The following is a 15634-nucleotide window of genomic DNA, read 5'->3' on the forward strand; positions in this document are numbered from 1 at the left end:
CCCAGGCGTGGATGGCTCATGCTCCGGTCGCGGCGAGCGGTACGGTCGGCTGGTGCTACACGGCCGTGAGCGGGAACGCGCGCAGCTTGGCGCCCTGGTGGAGCAAGCGCGCGCCGGAACCGCTGGTGTGCTGGTTGTGCTGGGAGAGCCCGGCGTGGGCAAGACCGCACTCCTTCACGACCTGATCACCTCCCCACAGCAGGCTGCGGCGGGCGGAGGCGCAGGCGTCCTTCGCACTGCCGGTGTGGAGTCCGAGTCACCGCTGCCCTACGCCGCGCTGCACCGCCTCCTGCGTCCCGCAGCGAACTTCGACCGGCTGCCAGCCCCACAAGCGCGTGCGTTGCGGGTCGCGTTCGGCCTTGAGGACGGTCCCCCCATTGAGCCGTTCCTGGTCGGGGTCGCGACCCTGTCTGTGCTGACCGAGGCAGCCGACGTAGGCGGACTCCTGTTGTGCGTGGTGGACGACGCGCAGTGGCTGGACTCGGCATCCGCGGACGCGTTGCTGTTCGCCGCCCGCCAGTTGTCCGCAGACCCCGTCGCCATGGTCTTCGCCGCCCGCACCGGCGAGGCCGGAGCGGCAGCGTTCAACCCGGCAGGGCTTCCCGTGCTGCAGCTCGGCGGCCTGGATGACGACGCAGCCCGTCAACTCCTCGATGAGCGCAGCGGTGACCGGCTGCCCAGTGAGGTCGCCGACCGGCTTGTGAGCGACACCGGTGGGAACCCCCTGGCCCTGCTGGAACTGCCGAGTGGGCTGAGTCCTGCCCAGCTGCACGGCGAGGCGCCGTTGCCACAACAGTTGGCGTTGACCACCGGGGTCGAGCGCGCGTTCTTGGACAGGTGCAGACGGCTCGACGAACAGGTGCAGACGCTGCTCCTGGTCGCGGCAGCCGATGCCACCGGCAGGGCGGGCACCGTGCGCCAGGCAGCCGGCGTTCTGGGCGTGCAGGAGCCCGCATGGCAGGACGCCGAACGGTCCGGCCTGCTGACTCTCACCGGTGATGTCGTCGCAGTCCGGCACCCCCTGGTCCGGTCCGCGGTGTACCAGGCCGCCACCACCTTCGAACGGCGCCAGGTGCATCGCGCGTTGGCGGACGCGGTCGGACCAGACGACCCGGACCGGGCGACGTGGCACCGCGCCGCCGCAATCGAGGGACCCGACGCCGACATCGCGGACGCTCTGCACGAGGTAGCCGTTCGCGCCGAACAGCGCGGCGGGCACGTCGCCGCAGCCGACGCCTACGAACGAACCGCTTCCCTGACGGCGAACGAGCCAGCCCGTGCGGCACGACTGTTCGGGGCTGCGCGCACCGCGTGGGCGGCCGGGCAGGCAGTACGCGCCCGAGCGCTGGCCAGCTCAGCCCGTGAGCTGGCTGCCGACCCGTTGCTACGAGCCGACATCGACCGGCTCCGGGCTCGCATCGAGGTCAACGTGGGCTCCGCCGTCAACGCCCACCGGATCTTCACCGTGGCGGCGCGAACTGTCGCCGACTTCGATGCCGGCCGGTCGTTGGAGATGGCATGCGCGGCCGCCCTGAACCGAACCTACGGCAGCGACAGCGGAGCCGCCCTGACCGCTGGGGTGCTGACGCGCCTGCTGGCCCAGACCGACGCTGACACCCAGCGCACCGCTTGCCTGCGGCTGCTGCTGGGCACGCTGACCGCCTCTGCCGAAGGTGATTGGGCTCGCGCCGCCGCCACCCTTGAGGACGCGCTGGAGGCCGGACGCCACGTCGAGGACCTGGACGTGATGGGAAACCTCGGCAACGCCGCCCTCCACCTGGGCCACGACGAGGGCGCCCGGTTCTACTACTGCGCCATGGTGTCCACCGCCCGCGAACACGGGGCCGGCATGGTCGTTCTCTACGCGCTGGAACGGCTCGCGTTCGCCCAGCTCCCCGCTGGTGCGTGGACCGCCATGCGAAGCTCCGTCGACGAAGCCCTGACCTTGGCGCGCAGCGTCGGCCAGCCCACCCTGACCGCGGCGCCCCTGGCATCGCTAACCCTCCTGGCTGCTCTAACCGGCAGCAACGACTTCGACCGCCACCTGGCAGAGGTCGAAGACATCGTGGCCAGGCACCCGCTGGGGATTCTGACCGACCCCGTCCACGACGTGACCCGATGGGCCAAAGGCGCCCGTGCCGCCGCCGAAGGGGACGCCCCCGCGGCGCTGCACCACATGTCCGGGATGCGAGTCCCCGCTCTGCATCGGATGGCGACAGTCGACCGCATCGAAGCAGCCGTCCGCGCCGGAGACAGAGAGCAGGCCGTGGCCTGGGTCGCGGAGCTCACCCCGTTCGCGGCCGCGACCAACCACCCGTGGGCGCTGGCCGCCCTCGACCTGGGCCGGGCCTTGACGGCGGCAGACCCGGCCGACGCGGCTGCGGCATTCGAGCGGGCGGTGGGCCACTACCAGCACGCCTGCCGCCCCTACGACCTGGCGCGGGCCCAGCTCGCCTACGGAGAGTTCCTGCGCCGCGCCAACCGCCGCGTCGACGCCCGCACCCACCTGCGGTCGGCGCTGGAGACGTTCACCGACCTGGCCGTCGCCCCCCTCATCGCCCGCGCCGAACAAGAACTGCGAGCTTCCGGGGAGACCGCCCGTAAGCGCGACCCGTCCACCCTGTTGAACCTGACGCCGATGGAACGCAAGGTCGCCCAGCTGGTCAGCACCGGGTTGTCGAACAAGGACGTCGCCGCCCAGTGCTGGGTGTCCCCACGAACGGTGGCGTTCCACCTGCGGAACGTGTTTGCCAAGGTCGGAGTCAGCTCGCGGACCGAACTCGCCCAGCTCGACCTCAGCTGACCCCTTCAGCCGACCCCTTCAGCCGACCTCGTATGACGCCCTTGTCTCAAGGCCGCTGACACCCCGGCCATTTGACCGGCGCGACCCGCTGACGTTTCGACGACGGTAGATGGCACACCGCCACAGCACACCCGAGCGGTGCCACCACGGGAAACCGACCCAGCCAGCACCTCGCCGAGGAGTAGTCATGCACGCTAAGCCCGCCGCCGAACCGCTCGCGGTCGACACCGCCACGCACCCCATCCACGCACGCCACGTCGACGCCGACGGTCACGGGCCTGCCGCAACCCACGCTGATGCCTCCGCCCAGCACGCAGATGCACACCACGGCGGCACGGACACCGACAACGGGCCGCGCAAGTCCTGGGTCGTCCTGGCCCTTGCCCTCGCCGCGCAGATCCTCGTCGTCTTGGACATCTCTGTGGTCAACACCGCCCTACCGACCATCGGGCGCGACCTCGGTCTGGACGGGTCAGACATGCAGTGGGTCGTCACCGCCTACCTGATGATGTCCGGAGGAGGGCTGCTGTTCGGCGGCCGCATCGCCGACCTGCTCTCCCGCAAATGGGTGTTCCTGACCGGCTTGGCTGTGTTCACCATCGCCTCCATCGCCAGCGGGTTCGCCGGCAGCGCGACCGAGCTCGTCACCGCCCGCGCCGCCCAAGGGCTGTCCGCCGCCCTGATGACCCCAGCCGCACTGTCCATCATCATGACCACCTACTCCGGCGCACAGCGGCGCACCGGCCTCGCCCTGTGGGGTGCCGTCGGCTCTCTCGGCGTCGCCGCCGGCGTCCTGCTCGGCGGCGCCCTGACCACCTGGGCCGGCTGGCAGACCATCTTCTGGATCAACGCTCCCATCGGCGCCGTCGCGCTCCTGGCCGGACTCAAGGTCATTCCCGCCGTGAGGACGCCGCGGGTCTCGCTGAACCAGCTCGACCTAGCCGGCGCCGCCACCGTCATCGGCAGCCTCGTCGCCCTCGTCTACGCCCTCGGCGCCACCGAACAGCACGGGTGGCTATCGCCGCGAGTCATCGTCGCCGCGGCCGCCTCCACACTGCTCGCCGTCGCGTTCATCCGCATGGAGCGTCGCGCCGCGAACCCGCTCGTCCCGCCGCACACGTGGAAGGTGAAGTCGCTCGTCTCCGGCACGACCGTCATGCTCGGCGTCACCGGCATCCTCGTCGGCGCCGTCTTCCTCACCTCCATCTTCGTCCAGACCGTGATGGGGTACTCCGCCATCCGCGCCGGCCTCGCATTCGTCCCGTTCGCTCTGGCCATCACCGTCGGCACCGTCCTGGCCAAGCACGCCCTCGCCCATGGCGCACCGCGCACCATCGCCGCGATCGGCCTGCTCCTGGTTGCCGGCGGCGCGGCCCTCCTCGCTCAGGCATCCACGGGGGCGAGCTTCGCCACCGACGTCCTTCCGGCAATGGCCGTCATCGGCCTGGGCGTGGGCATCACCTTCGTCCCGGTCTCGGTGACCGCGATGGGCGGCATCCCGCCGCAGCACGCTGGAATGGCCTCCGGCTTCCTCATGACAGGACACGAGGTCGGCGCCGCCCTCGGCGTCGCCGTCATCTCGGCGGTCGCCAGCACGGCCGGGAGCCTGTCCAGCGTGACCGGCGTCGTCGACGGGTTCGCCCGCGGGTTCCTCGCCGCCGCCGGCATCGCCGCCGTGATGGCTGTGTTCGCGTACCTGCGGATGCCGGCCGGCCGAGCCGAAGGCACCGCGATGCACATGCACCACTGACCAAGCCGCACCGGCCACCTCACAGCGAGCCACGCGATGCAGGTGCATGACAATGAGCGTGACATGTTGAGCTTCAGGTGCGGATCGACGTCAAGTGCTCACATCGCCGGTGCCATCACATACTCCCTTATCGGTGGTGCCCTGCGCGCCGCCCGTTGCCTGAGCAGGCCAACCTGACCCCACACGGAGACACAAACCTCGTTCTCGCAGATCGACTTCCCGAATCAGCCAGCGACTGGCGCTGCCTAGGTGGATCGACCTGCTGCCAGGGTTCGCCCGGGCTTCCCAAACGCCCGACCAAACCGGCCGGTGAACCTGCGGTCTTTGAACCCTTGACCGGCACCAGGCCGGTCTTGCCACTCCCGGGCACGGCCAGGGTGTTTAGCCGACCGAGCACAGTTAACGATCCAGAGTCACGCCCGCATTCGACGCCTCGCCGGCACTCAGGCTCGATCTCAGAACGACTGGGTGGGCACCACCGCGACCGGGCAGGTTGCGTGGTGCAGCACCGCCTGGCTGACCGAGCCGAGCAGCGTGCCGGCCAGCGCGTGCCGGCCGCGGTTGCCTACCACCAGGAGTTGCGCAGTAACCGATTCGCTCACCAGCCCATCAGCGGGATGCTCGCGCACGACGCCGCTGCGCACGTCGACGTCCGGGTACTTCTCCTGCCAACCAGCCATAGTCTCGGCCAGCCACGCTTCCGCGCGGGTGGGCGCCGGCGGTTCAGGGCGCCACAGCATCGAGGCCAGCAGGTCCGGATGCCAGCACAGCACGGCCCGCAGCCGTGTCCGCTGGCGGCTGGCGTGGTCGAATGCGAACTCCAGCAGCGCCTGGGACGCCTGGGTGCCATCCACTCCCACCACCACCTCCGCCTGCTCTTCGGGCAGGCCGGACGGGCCCCGCAGGACGATGGCGGGACAGTTCGCCCGCGCCGCCACCGCGGCGCTCACCGAGCCGAGGATGGTCGCGCCGAGGGCCGATCGCCGTCGAGATCCGAGCACCAGAAGGGAGGCTGCCTCGGACGCCTCGATCAGTGCCGGTACCGGGCTGCCGTCCACAGTGTCGCCGGAAACCTGCACGCCGGGAGCGGTCTGTGCCGCGTCAGCGAGGGCATCGGAGATCACCTTGGCCGCGTTCTGGCGGATCCGGTCGCCGTCCAGAGAGTAGTCGGCGTAGATGCCTGGGGCCTGGTAGAAGGCGGGCATCAACCGGTAGGCGCAGATCAGCCGCACGGCAGCTTGCCGGCTGCCGGCCTCCTCAAGAGCCCAGTGCACCGCTGCCTGGGCACCGGCCGATCCGTCGACCCCGACTATGATGCGACGTTCAACACTCATCTCACCCTCCAAGGGCATTCAGGCGCTGACAGCGGAGCTCTCGCTGAGTTCAGGGTGTCGCATCTGCCGGGCAAGTCTTAGAGCCTTTGGTCCCGTACCTGATCACCGCCCCGCGTCGTGCTTGTGACCCTTCGTCCCTGCCTTCCGCCGGCGGGCGGGAAGGCTTACTGGTGTCAAGGAGGGACCGTGATGGCTGGGTTGGCGGACACTTGAAAAGCGCCGGTGGACGCGTCCGTCCTTCCCCAGGATCTACTCGCACCTGGGTGACGCCATCGGGTGTAGCGAGCTGCTCAGCAGGACCGGCCTGCCGTGAGACCGTGCGCATCGCGATTCCTCGCCCCCTGGGCTGGTTACCCTGCCAATCTCCCACCGTCGAGCCCATGGACGTCCAAGGCCCAAGCTCCTGCCTATTCAGGGTTGTGGTGAGGACGTTCGCCTCTGTCGGGTTCTGGCGGCCCCTGCTGAACTGTGCTGGTAGGAGCGGAGGTGTTTCACATGAGCCAGCCAAGGGTCATCGTCGGAGTCGACGGCTCCCGGGCAGCCGAGAACGCACTGCTGTGGGCAGCGGGCGAGGCCCAGCGCAGGAGCGCCCGGTTGGTGATCGCCTACGCCGGAGACGCAGAGTTGATGCCGCTGCCGCTAAAGTACGCGGCTGCGCATTCGGGCGGCCCCCTGCTGGCCGCCTCTCGAAGGCTGGTGTCCGATGCCGGTTTCCACTGCGAGGTCGACACGATCTGCCGGAACCAGCCCGCGGTTGTCCTGCTCAGCGAATTGGGGAGGGGGGCCGAACTGCTGGTCGTCGGCGCGCATGGAATGGCACGCACCTGCTGCAGCTCCCTCGGATCGGTGGCATACGGTGTGGTGGCTCACGCGCCCTGCTCGGTGGCCGTGATCGGCCCTTGGCCACCCAGCGAAACCGGTTCGGTGAATGCCGGCCAGCGTCGGCCAGTGACCGTGGGAGTCACCGCCAACCCGACGTGCACGGCGACCCTGGAGTTCGCCTTCGCGGAAGCGGCACTACGCGAGTCTGTCGTCAAGGCTGTGCACAGCTGGGCTGAGGCCGACTGGTCAGAAGCAGCTGCGCTGGCGATGCTGCCCCGGACCGGCCAGGCCGTGCGTGCTCATCATGAGAACCGGTTGGCTTCAATCCTCGTCCCGCTGCGCCAGAAGTACCCGGACATCGCGGTGGAGCTCTGCGTGTCCGGGGATCCCGTGGCCAGGAGCTTGGCCGATGCGAGTGAAGGATCGAGCATGCTGGTGCTGGGCTGCCGGCACCCCGGCGGGCCGCTCGGGCCGACGGCCGCCCGATTGGTCCATGTCAGCCGGTGCCCGGTGGTGATCGTGGGCAACCCTCCGGTGACCACCGGAGGGTTGCCCACTCGAGAACTTTCGGTTGTTGGTGAGCACGCCGTGACCACGCCGGGCGGCGCGACCGCGGTCTCCCGGGTCGAGTGGTGCTGGGCATCGATCGTCCCCCAGACCCCGACGCCTGCATGAGGTTGGCGTGCGCGCAAGCGTTGAGACACGGTCTGCCGCTGCACATCGTGCATGCCTACGGCGGCCGTCGATGATCTACAGGAGCATGCGCGTTCGGATCATTGGCGCCGACGCCTGGCGGCTGGAGCGGAGTCGCGCACATTCCCTGGTAGCCGCCGCGATCGACAGGGCAGCACAGCTGCACCCCGGCATTCACGTGACCGGCGAGGCGATCGCGGGCCGGCCGCGCTCGGTGCTGATGGAGCAAGCAGCGACGGCTGCCCTTTGGTGATCGGCTCCGACCACCCAACACCAGGTACCAGCCCACCGTCGTGGCGAGATCACCCCGCCCGCTAGATCTGCGGCACGTGCCCGCGCGGCTCGCACCAGGCGACGCGGCGGACCAGCCTTCAACGAGAGCCCGAGGACCCGACCATGACCCTGACCGCGACCGCCCGCCCCGCCGTCCAGCTACTGTCCCCGAGATCGGAGGCCGTCATCGCCGCGACCGCCGGCCTGGTCGCTGCGCACGCGGAGCAGATCACCGCCCGCTTCTACCCGCGCATGTTCGCCGAGCGCCCAGAACTGCTGCGAGTATTTAGCCTGTCCAATCAGGCGACCGGTGAGCAAAGCCGTGCGCTCGCCGCGTCTGTGGTGGCCTACGCGGTTCAGCTCATCGACCCGTCCGCACCGTCGTTCGCCCACGTCATGACGCGCATCGCGCACAAGCACACCTCGTTGGGTATTCGGCCCGAGCAGTACACGATCGTCGGACATCACCTGCTCGCTGCGGTCGGTGAAGTGCTCGGCGACGCTGTGACCGCCGAAGTCGCCGACGCGTGGAGCGAGGTGTATTGGTTGTTCGCCACCCAGCTGATTGCCGAGGAGTCGCGGCTCTATGCCCGGGCGGGGGTCGACCCGAGCACACCGACCCGCCCCTTCCGGGTGGCGCGACGCATCGAGGAGACCGACAACGTTGTGTCACTCGTACTCGAACCGGCCGATGGCGCGCCGGTCCCCGACATCGAGCCGGGCCAGTACGTCTCGCTGTTCGTCGACCTGCCCGGCGGTGACCGCCAGCCCCGGCAATACACGGTGTCTTCTACCGCGGTCGGTACTCGCCTTCAGGTCACCATCCGTAAGGTCCTCGGGACCGGTGGGGCGCCGGACGGTCGCGTCTCGTCCTACCTGCACGACCACGTCGTTGCCGGGGACGTCGTTGATGTCAGCGCTCCCGCCGGTGACCTCGTCGTGCCATCCTCAGATTCACCGCTTCTGCTCGCCACCGCCGGCGCCGGCATCACCACCGTGCTCCCCATCGTCGAGCACATCGCGCGGACCCAGCCTCAGCGACCAGTGATCGTCGCTCACGCCGACCGGACGGCCAGCGACCACGCCCTTCGAGAGACGGTGCTGCACGCCGGAAGTCAGATCGACGACTTCACCCACTACACCTGGTACGAAAGCGTTGACATCGACGACCACCGCTCCCAAGCCGGGCTCATGGACCTCGGCGCCGTGCCGCTCCCCGATAACGTCCACGCATTCACCTGCGGCCCCCTGCCGTTCATGCGCCAAGTCCGGACCACGTTGCTCAACAGAGGCATTCCCTCTGACCACATCCGCTATGAAGTCTTCGGGCCTGACCTGTGGGCAGCGCAGTAGCCACCTCGAAAGGCCTCAGCGCCAGTTCACGACCGATCACCGCACGAAAGCGCAGAGCACCTCACAGGCCTGCTCGCCAGCGCTGACGGAGCCAACACGCTCTGGCGACACCTAGGGCGACAGGCGCGGACACCTATTCCTGGATCGCTGAAGCCCGTGCCGGCGACACCGACGGTGACAGCGTCTGCATGATCAACAGTGATCAGAATCAACGCACGGAAGCCCGCAGCAATTCATGTCACTGTACGGATCTTCGAGGTAGACCCGGTTACGTCCGGATCGATCCGTAAAGCGGCCGGCTTGGAGGTCGAAACGGTTGCCGATTGGATCGGACTCGTTGTGGTGAGCTACCACCAGTTCTGGCTGATCGGCCCCGCCGGACTGCCGGCAGCACGGGACATGAATTCCGACGCATCATCGGTATCGATCTCTACCCCGATGGGGCCATGATTCGGGCCGGTCGGTGCTCACGCAGTAAGTGTGCGGGCAGCCACGGATCGCGGCCACAGATTAGCTTGCGCGTGGCTACGTCCTGGTGTCGATGGGGGGGTGATCATCCGCTGAGAGCGGCCGGTACTGACGCCGGACCTAGTGCAGGAGCCATCCCGGATTGCCACGCGCAGCAGGTCCGTCACAGCAAAGTGCCGTCCCGATCAGGATGCGGCGCCAGTTCGGCGAGCACGCCGAAGTGATCACTGGCCCAGATACCGCGGACCGGCTCGTCAAAGACCACGGCGCAGCTGAGCACCCGCAGGGTCGGGTCTCGGTCGGCGGCCCGAACCATCACATAGTCCAGCCGTCGGCCTAGCTCGAGCGGCGTGTCGCCGGTCCGGACGAGTTCGTTGCGCGGGTCGAAGGTGTGCCCGTCAGCGGTTCCGTGCACGGCAGTCCAGGCGTCCCGGTACATGACGCTGGTCTGGTCGAGCGATTGCATGCCCGTCCAAAATCGCACGCTGGCCGACTCGGGGCTCCCGTTGAAGTCACCCGCCACAACAACATGTCGATCACCGCGGGCGGCAAGCTTCTCCAACTCCCGCGCGGTGGTAAGGGCTTGGACCTCGCGTTCGTATTCGTAGTCGCGCTGCCATGCCGGGGTGTAGCCGACGAACAGCACCGTGCCGATCGGCTCCGACGCCGTTACCTCCGCGATCATCGCCGCCACCGGGAACCGGGCCGGACGGCCGATGCTGACCAGATCGAGTTCGCGGACCTCGCTCATCGGCAACCGGCTGGCCAGCGTCAATCCGGTTCCGTCGGCGGCCCGATCGCGCTGGTGCCAGATCGTGTACTCCGGCCCCAGCAGGTCTCGAGCCTGGTCGACGTCGTCGGTCACCACGGTCTCCACCAGCGTCACGAGATCGGCATCCATCCTGCGCAATCCCTGCCGCAGGATCTCTCGGCGCTGGGGCCAGGGGTCGGCCAGCCCGTAGACGTTGAGTTGCAGAACGCGGAGGCGTGGCTCCGTCGGCGTCGGCGTGTCGTTCCTTGACGTCACATCGCCGCCTCCCCAGCCCGTTCAGTTCGCTGGATCCAGGTGCGCAGCATCAGTCGTCTAGGTCCACCGTCGGGCGCATCGACGAAGGCGGTGCGGCCATGCAGCAGAGACCGATTGTTGATCACGATCAACTGGCCCGGCTCCAGGCGGATACTCGACTGCACCTCCGGATCATCCAGCAGCGCGTCCAGCGCGTCCAGCGCCGCGACCTGGCGCGGCGTCAGCGCCGGAACGTGTGGGTGTCGATGGCCGATCTCGACGTACTCGCGGAGATAGCAAATCCGCAATGGCGCCAGCGAGAGGATCGGGCGTGCGACGGTGGGCGGATCGGCATCAGCGTCGCGCCGGTCGAAGTGGAACTCATGTCGCAGCTCCTCGATGACCCAGACGGGTAGCCGTTCCAACAGCACCTCGGCATGCACGATGCGCAGTTCCCCTCCAGTCCTGGCCTGATGCAAGCAGAACAATGCGAAGCAGTCCGGCACCGGTGACGGGTAGTGCGGCCCGTCGGTATGCAGGTTGCCGCCATCCCGGGAGTCGGAATAGCGCCCGGTGGCGCCCTCGCCCAGCCGCAACCCTCGGTCCATGACCTGACGCAGCAATGCGCCGTGGCCATCCTGGGACAGCGGACGTCCGAGTAGCTGGCTCACGGCCAGGCTCACCGTGCCGGCTTCGTCCACGGTTAGGTCGGCCATGCTCGTCAGCAAGAAGACGCCCGGCTCGCCGTCCAAGTGCGCGGTGGCCAGCTCGTGCACCCGCTGTTCCAGCGTAGCCGTCCGGCGGCCGGCCAGCAGGTCGGCCACCTCGATGTCTGACACCTGGTACGTGATCGAGTCCGCGATCGGCAGGTCCAGCAGATTTCTCATCCACATTCACATCCTTGAGGCGCAGAGGCTCACGATCCGGTCGGCGACGTCGGCAGGTGTCGTCGTTCCGTGGTTGGCCACCCGGAGATCTGGTCGTAGCGGGTACTCCGCCGGCACGCCCACCCCCACCACGTCCTGCCCGGCTCCGTCGTACAGCCCCTTGGAGTTGCGGCGCGCCAGCTCAGCTGCCGGCACGTCCAAGAAGACCTCGAAGTAGTTACGAAGGTTCATCCGGTTCCACCGCTGTACGTCGTGGAACAGGGCGATGGTTGAGCAGAGGACGACATGGCCCTGCACGGCGAGCAATCCGCACAGCCGGGCGTAGACGAAAGCTAGCTCATGGCGGCCGCCATAGTCGAAGCTGCCCACGACTCCTAGCGCCGACCGGAGCTCGTCGCCATCCAGCAGGATCGGTGTGACTCCGCGGGAGCGTAATCGGACCAGCAACTCGCGGGCGAGAGTGGTCTTTCCGGCACCCGACATGCCGGTGATCCAGATGACGCAGCCGCTGCCGACAATCTCGCCCGGCGCCGTGGCAGCAGTGTGCTGGTCAGTCATCTCCCACCACCACGCCTCGTGCGCGCCTGCCATCGGCCTGCTGCTCGGACCACGAGCTGTCGGCGCCGCAGGACGAGCAGGCTCCAAACCCGCACTCGGCTGCGCCGGTCCCGCTGCCCGGGTATCAGGACCAGGACCGCGATCCAGGCCGCTACAACCAGACAACCGGCGGCGGTGTAGGCACCGGCGAAGCCGGCGCCCGAGCCCGCCAGCGAGACCAGCACCGCCACCGCGAATGCGCCGCCGACATGCGTTGAGGTCTCGAAAAGGCCGGCGGCTACCCCGTGTGCCACGTCGGCCTCCCGGGCCCGGGCGGCAGCCGACTCGGCGGCGCGTTCCGCATTGTCCAGCAACATCGTCAACGTCTCCGGACGCAGACTCGGGCCGGGATGGTCGGCGAGTCCCTCCACCGACTCCTGCACCGCCTCGACCATCGAAGCCACAACCTCCGGCTCGGCTGCGGGGACCGGCGCCTCCTGGGAAGGGCTGCCCACCGTCTCCACCACGGCCTCGTCGATGGCCTGCTCGATCGTGCTGACCACGCTGGCCGCAACCTCGATGTCCACCGGCTCGGGGGCCGTTGCCGCGGTTGCCACGACAGCCTCACTCACGGCCTCGTCGATCGCCTCGTCCACCGCCCGGTCGGAGGCTTCCTCGGCTGCTTCACCGACCGCCTCACTGCTCAGCGCGACATAGGTGGCGCTGTTGAACAGGCCTTGCAACACGAACCACGGCAGCACTGCGATCAGGTAGTTCGACCAACCTGACATGAGTGCAAGTCCGAGCATCGACAAGGCGGCCACCAGCAACGTGCCGACCCCGATCCGGCGGGCGCCGAGTCGCGGCAGTGCCCGTCCGGCGACCACGCTGCCGATGCTGGTGGCGATCAGCGCAGGTGCCAGTGCGGCCCCGGCCCCTGCTGCCGACAGTTTGTGCACGCTCTGCAGATGCAGGCTGCCGATGACCACCACGGCCGTATGCACCGAGGATTGCGCGGCTATACCGATGCAACACCCGGCCAGCCGGCGGGACCGCAGCAGGTGCACGTCGACCAGCGGGTCGGGCGCGTGGCGTTCCCAGACGATGAAGCCCGTCAGCAGCAGCAATCCAACGACTAACGGACCGAGCACGCCGTAGTCATTGATGCCACCCGCGGTTTCGACATGTCCGAACGCGTACACGACGGCCACCAGACCGGTGGTGCCGAGGGCAGCGGCGGACAGGTCCAGGCGCCGGCCCCGCCGGATACCTTGCGGATCGGAAGGCAAGTAGTGGCCGGCGGCCACCACAGCGGCTGCGTTCAACGGGATCGTCATCAGAAAGATCCAATGCCAGCCCAACGCGTCGGTCAGCAGGCCGCCGAACACCGCGCCCGCCAGGCCTGCCGTGCCGCCGGACACCGACATGACGGAGAATGCCCGACTGCGCCAAGGCTCCGTCGGAAACAACGAACCGGTCAGGGCAAGCGCGGCCGGCAGCGCACACGCGGCAGCGGCGCCCTGCAGGGCACGTCCGATCAACAGCGTCGTCAGGTCGGCCGACAGGCCGGCCACCGTCGTGCCAGCTGCCAGCACTGCCAGGCTGGCGAGCAGCATTCGCCGGCGGCCGAAGATGTCAGCGGCACGCCCACCGGCCAGCAGCAGTCCGGCGATGGACAGCGAATACATGTTGATGACCCACTGAAGCTGGCCGGCCTGCAACCCCAGATCCCGGCGGATAGCCGGCAGCGCCGTCGCGACCGACAGGCTGTCGAAGACCACCAGGAACAAACCGGAACCGAGAACCACGGCACAGGCGAGCGGCCGGGCCGCCGCGCGGTCGGGAAGCGGATCATCCGAGGCGCCCGCACCGGTCAGTCGCGCGTCACCGGTGACGCAGGAGTCAGTCACCGCCACCCCCACGGCGCGCCGGCCAGCTGCGCCGCGTCAGCCACCTTCAGGTCATGCGGGGTGTCGATCTCGGTCCACTCGTCGCGGCGAGCGCACAGCGGCCGGATCGTCCGGAGCTTTGCCAGCCGGCGAATCGCGAACTGGTACCAGACGTCTGTCTGACCTTGGGCGATCATATCCTCAATCACAGCTCGAAAGGCTGCGGCGCCATCGGCCGTCCAATGTGACAGGCCGAAAAACTCGCCCGAAACCCGGTCCGGCGGCAGCTGCTTGTCCAGATGCCACACCCGTCCGTCGCGTAGCTCCACCGCCATATCGATCTCCTCCGGAGTCCGCTCCCGGTCGATAACCATGGCGTCCGACTCGCTGCCGAGCAGCATCCGCAACAGTCGCGGCGCAACGAGGATGTCGGAATCCACGACGGCCAAGCCATGCGTCCAATGCTCGAAGGAGGCTTGCAGCGAAACGATGCTGTTGCTGGTCCGATAACTCTGATTGAGCACGAAGGCCACCGGCGGCCGGCGCGACAGCGCCGTGACGAAGTCGACGACCATCTCCGACCGGTATCCCAGCACGCACACCACGAGTTCGACCTCGAGATCGCACAGCTGCGCCAGCAGCCGCTCGATGATCGGTACCCCGGCGATCTCCACCAGGCACTTGGGCCGCTGCTCGGTATAGGGACGCAGGCGCTCACCCAAGCCCGCCGCCGGCACGACAACCTTCATCAGAGCAGCCTCCGCAGCTGCGCCGTCACCTCGACGGGGTCCAAGGGGCGGGGGTTACCGGCGACACGACCGCTGCCCAGGCCGGCGGCGACCAGGTCCGCCAAGTCGGCCGCGCGTACCCCGTAGTCACCCAACCGCACCCCGAATCCGCCGTCCGCGAGCCACCCTGCCAACTGCCCGGCGCCGACGCCGTCGCTCGGGAACAGCATGCTGAGCTCGGGGAAATCTCCCCTTGCGAGGTTGTAGTCGAGCAACCACCGCAGGTTCAGCAGGCACGCCACGCCGTGCGGGACACCGAAGTCAGCAGTCAGGCGATAGGAGAAGGCATGCGCTGCCGTCGTACGGGTCAGGTCGATAGCGCGACCGGCGGTGGTCGCGCCGATCGCGAGCTGCAGATAGTCCGACGGCCCGGGCGCTCGGATGCTGCCGTCGAGAACGCTGATGACCGCGCGCAGCGCGCGCAGCGCCAGATCCTGTGATTCCGGCGTCGCTCGGGTACTCCAGAATGATTCGACGGCATGGCAAAGCGCGTCGAAGGCGCAGCTGTAGCGCAACGCCAGTGGGCAGGTCGCGAGTAGCTCCGGATCTATCAACGCCGTATCCGGACGCACCGAGGCGTGGTCGAGCGAGTGCTTGATCCGGTCGACATAGACGGTGGCGAATCGGGTCATCTCGCTGCCGCTGCCGGCCGTGGTGGGCAGGGCGATCAAGGGCTGGTTCACCGGCAGGGGATCACGCTCGCCGCGCAGCACAGCCATGGCGTCGGTTCGATTCGAGGGCAGTGACCGGGCCATCTTCGCCACGTCGATCGCACTGCCTCCGCCGACCGCTACGATCGCGTCCGGGGCGAAGGCTTCCCGTACCCGACTGGCCAGTAGTGCCTGCTCCAGGGACGGATTCGGCGACCACTCGGTGAACGTGCCGATGGTCCGGTCACCGAGGTCAGGCACCACCTTGCTCTGCCGGAGCACTCGGGTGCTGATCACCAGCAGGACGCGCTCGGCGCTGGCCAGCACGTCCGGCAACCGCCGCCGGACGCCGGCGCCGACCATCTGCGCACGTTGTCTCAT

Annotated in this window: 13 protein-coding genes; 6 read left to right on the forward strand and 7 right to left on the reverse strand. The window is 68.6% G+C overall.

The genetic code is table 11. The features are described 5' to 3' along the window. Positions 1-52: 52 nt before the first annotated feature. Both VGB75_11615 and VGB75_11620 read left to right on the forward strand, forming a co-directional pair. Positions 53-2803, forward strand: a complete 2751-nt coding sequence (locus tag VGB75_11615; protein ID HEY0167678.1) for an AAA family ATPase — start codon at positions 53-55, stop codon at positions 2801-2803. Between the two features lie 109 nt (positions 2804-2912). Beyond that, complete coding sequence (locus tag VGB75_11620) at positions 2913-4553, forward strand: MFS transporter (protein HEY0167679.1); 1641 nt, start codon at positions 2913-2915, stop codon at positions 4551-4553. Positions 4554-5008: 455 nt separating this feature from the next. On the opposite strand, the gene VGB75_11625 is transcribed toward VGB75_11620, so the two are convergent. Then, complete coding sequence (locus tag VGB75_11625) at positions 5009-5887, reverse strand: universal stress protein (protein ID HEY0167680.1); 879 nt, start codon at positions 5885-5887, stop codon at positions 5009-5011. Between the two features lie 495 nt (positions 5888-6382). Here VGB75_11625 and VGB75_11630 point away from each other — a divergent pair, with 495 nt between their 5' ends. The 4 genes from VGB75_11630 to VGB75_11645 all read left to right on the forward strand — a co-directional run bounded on the left by VGB75_11630 (position 6383) and on the right by VGB75_11645 (position 9478). Next, positions 6383-7384 carry a universal stress protein gene (locus VGB75_11630; protein ID HEY0167681.1) on the forward strand — a complete coding sequence of 334 codons (1002 nt, stop codon included), beginning with the start codon at positions 6383-6385 and terminating at the stop codon, positions 7382-7384. 70 nt (positions 7385-7454) lie between these two features. Beyond that, complete coding sequence (locus tag VGB75_11635) at positions 7455-7655, forward strand: hypothetical protein (GenBank protein HEY0167682.1); 201 nt, start codon at positions 7455-7457, stop codon at positions 7653-7655. A 143-nt stretch (positions 7656-7798) separates the two neighbouring features. Beyond that, complete coding sequence (locus VGB75_11640; protein ID HEY0167683.1) at positions 7799-9028, forward strand: globin domain-containing protein; 1230 nt, start codon at positions 7799-7801, stop codon at positions 9026-9028. A gap of 198 nt (positions 9029-9226) precedes the next feature. After that, on the forward strand, positions 9227-9478 hold the full coding sequence (locus tag VGB75_11645) for a hypothetical protein (GenBank protein ID HEY0167684.1): 252 nt from the start codon (positions 9227-9229) through the stop codon (positions 9476-9478). A gap of 181 nt (positions 9479-9659) precedes the next feature. Here VGB75_11645 and VGB75_11650 read toward each other — a convergent pair whose 3' ends face one another. Genes VGB75_11650 through VGB75_11675 form a run of 6 tightly spaced genes read right to left on the reverse strand, consistent with a single transcriptional unit; the run spans position 9660 to position 15634 of the window. Then, on the reverse strand, positions 9660-10523 hold the full coding sequence (locus tag VGB75_11650; protein ID HEY0167685.1) for an endonuclease/exonuclease/phosphatase family protein: 864 nt from the start codon (positions 10521-10523) through the stop codon (positions 9660-9662). After that, positions 10520-11389 (reverse strand): TauD/TfdA family dioxygenase, encoded by an 870-nt coding sequence (locus VGB75_11655; protein HEY0167686.1) that lies wholly within the window; start codon positions 11387-11389, stop codon positions 10520-10522. The genes VGB75_11650 and VGB75_11655 overlap by 4 nt, the downstream gene beginning before the upstream one ends. Positions 11390-11395: 6 nt before the next feature. Then, positions 11396-11947: an adenylyl-sulfate kinase gene (locus VGB75_11660; GenBank protein ID HEY0167687.1), complete on the reverse strand. Its 552-nt coding sequence runs from the start codon at positions 11945-11947 to the stop codon at positions 11396-11398. After that, positions 11944-13836: an MFS transporter gene (locus tag VGB75_11665; GenBank protein HEY0167688.1), complete on the reverse strand. Its 1893-nt coding sequence runs from the start codon at positions 13834-13836 to the stop codon at positions 11944-11946. The genes VGB75_11660 and VGB75_11665 overlap by 4 nt, the downstream gene beginning before the upstream one ends. Further along, positions 13833-14564, reverse strand: a complete 732-nt coding sequence (locus tag VGB75_11670; GenBank protein ID HEY0167689.1) for a phosphocholine cytidylyltransferase family protein — start codon at positions 14562-14564, stop codon at positions 13833-13835. Before VGB75_11670 ends, VGB75_11665 begins: the two co-directional genes overlap by 4 nt. After that, positions 14564-15634, reverse strand: coding sequence for a phosphonoacetaldehyde reductase (locus tag VGB75_11675; GenBank protein HEY0167690.1), 1071 nt, complete (start codon positions 15632-15634; stop codon positions 14564-14566). The genes VGB75_11670 and VGB75_11675 overlap by 1 nt, the downstream gene beginning before the upstream one ends.

Source organism: Jatrophihabitans sp. (assembly GCA_036399055.1).
In the GTDB taxonomy this organism is placed as follows: Bacteria; Actinomycetota; Actinomycetes; order Mycobacteriales; family Jatrophihabitantaceae; genus Jatrophihabitans_A.

Coding starts and splice junctions, on each gene's coding strand:
- VGB75_11630 (HEY0167681.1), top strand. CDS start 6,383: ATGAGCCAGCCAAGGGTCATCGTCGGAGTCGACGGCTCCCGGGCAGCC.
- VGB75_11640 (HEY0167683.1), top strand. CDS start 7,799: ATGACCCTGACCGCGACCGCCCGCCCCGCCGTCCAGCTACTGTCCCCG.
- VGB75_11660 (HEY0167687.1), bottom strand. CDS start 11,947: ATGACTGACCAGCACACTGCTGCCACGGCGCCGGGCGAGATTGTCGGC.
- VGB75_11635 (HEY0167682.1), top strand. CDS start 7,455: ATGATCTACAGGAGCATGCGCGTTCGGATCATTGGCGCCGACGCCTGG.
- VGB75_11655 (HEY0167686.1), bottom strand. CDS start 11,389: ATGAGAAATCTGCTGGACCTGCCGATCGCGGACTCGATCACGTACCAG.
- VGB75_11675 (HEY0167690.1), bottom strand. CDS start 15,634: ATGAGACAACGTGCGCAGATGGTCGGCGCCGGCGTCCGGCGGCGGTTG.
- VGB75_11620 (HEY0167679.1), top strand. CDS start 2,913: ATGGCACACCGCCACAGCACACCCGAGCGGTGCCACCACGGGAAACCG.
- VGB75_11625 (HEY0167680.1), bottom strand. CDS start 5,887: ATGAGTGTTGAACGTCGCATCATAGTCGGGGTCGACGGATCGGCCGGT.
- VGB75_11670 (HEY0167689.1), bottom strand. CDS start 14,564: ATGAAGGTTGTCGTGCCGGCGGCGGGCTTGGGTGAGCGCCTGCGTCCC.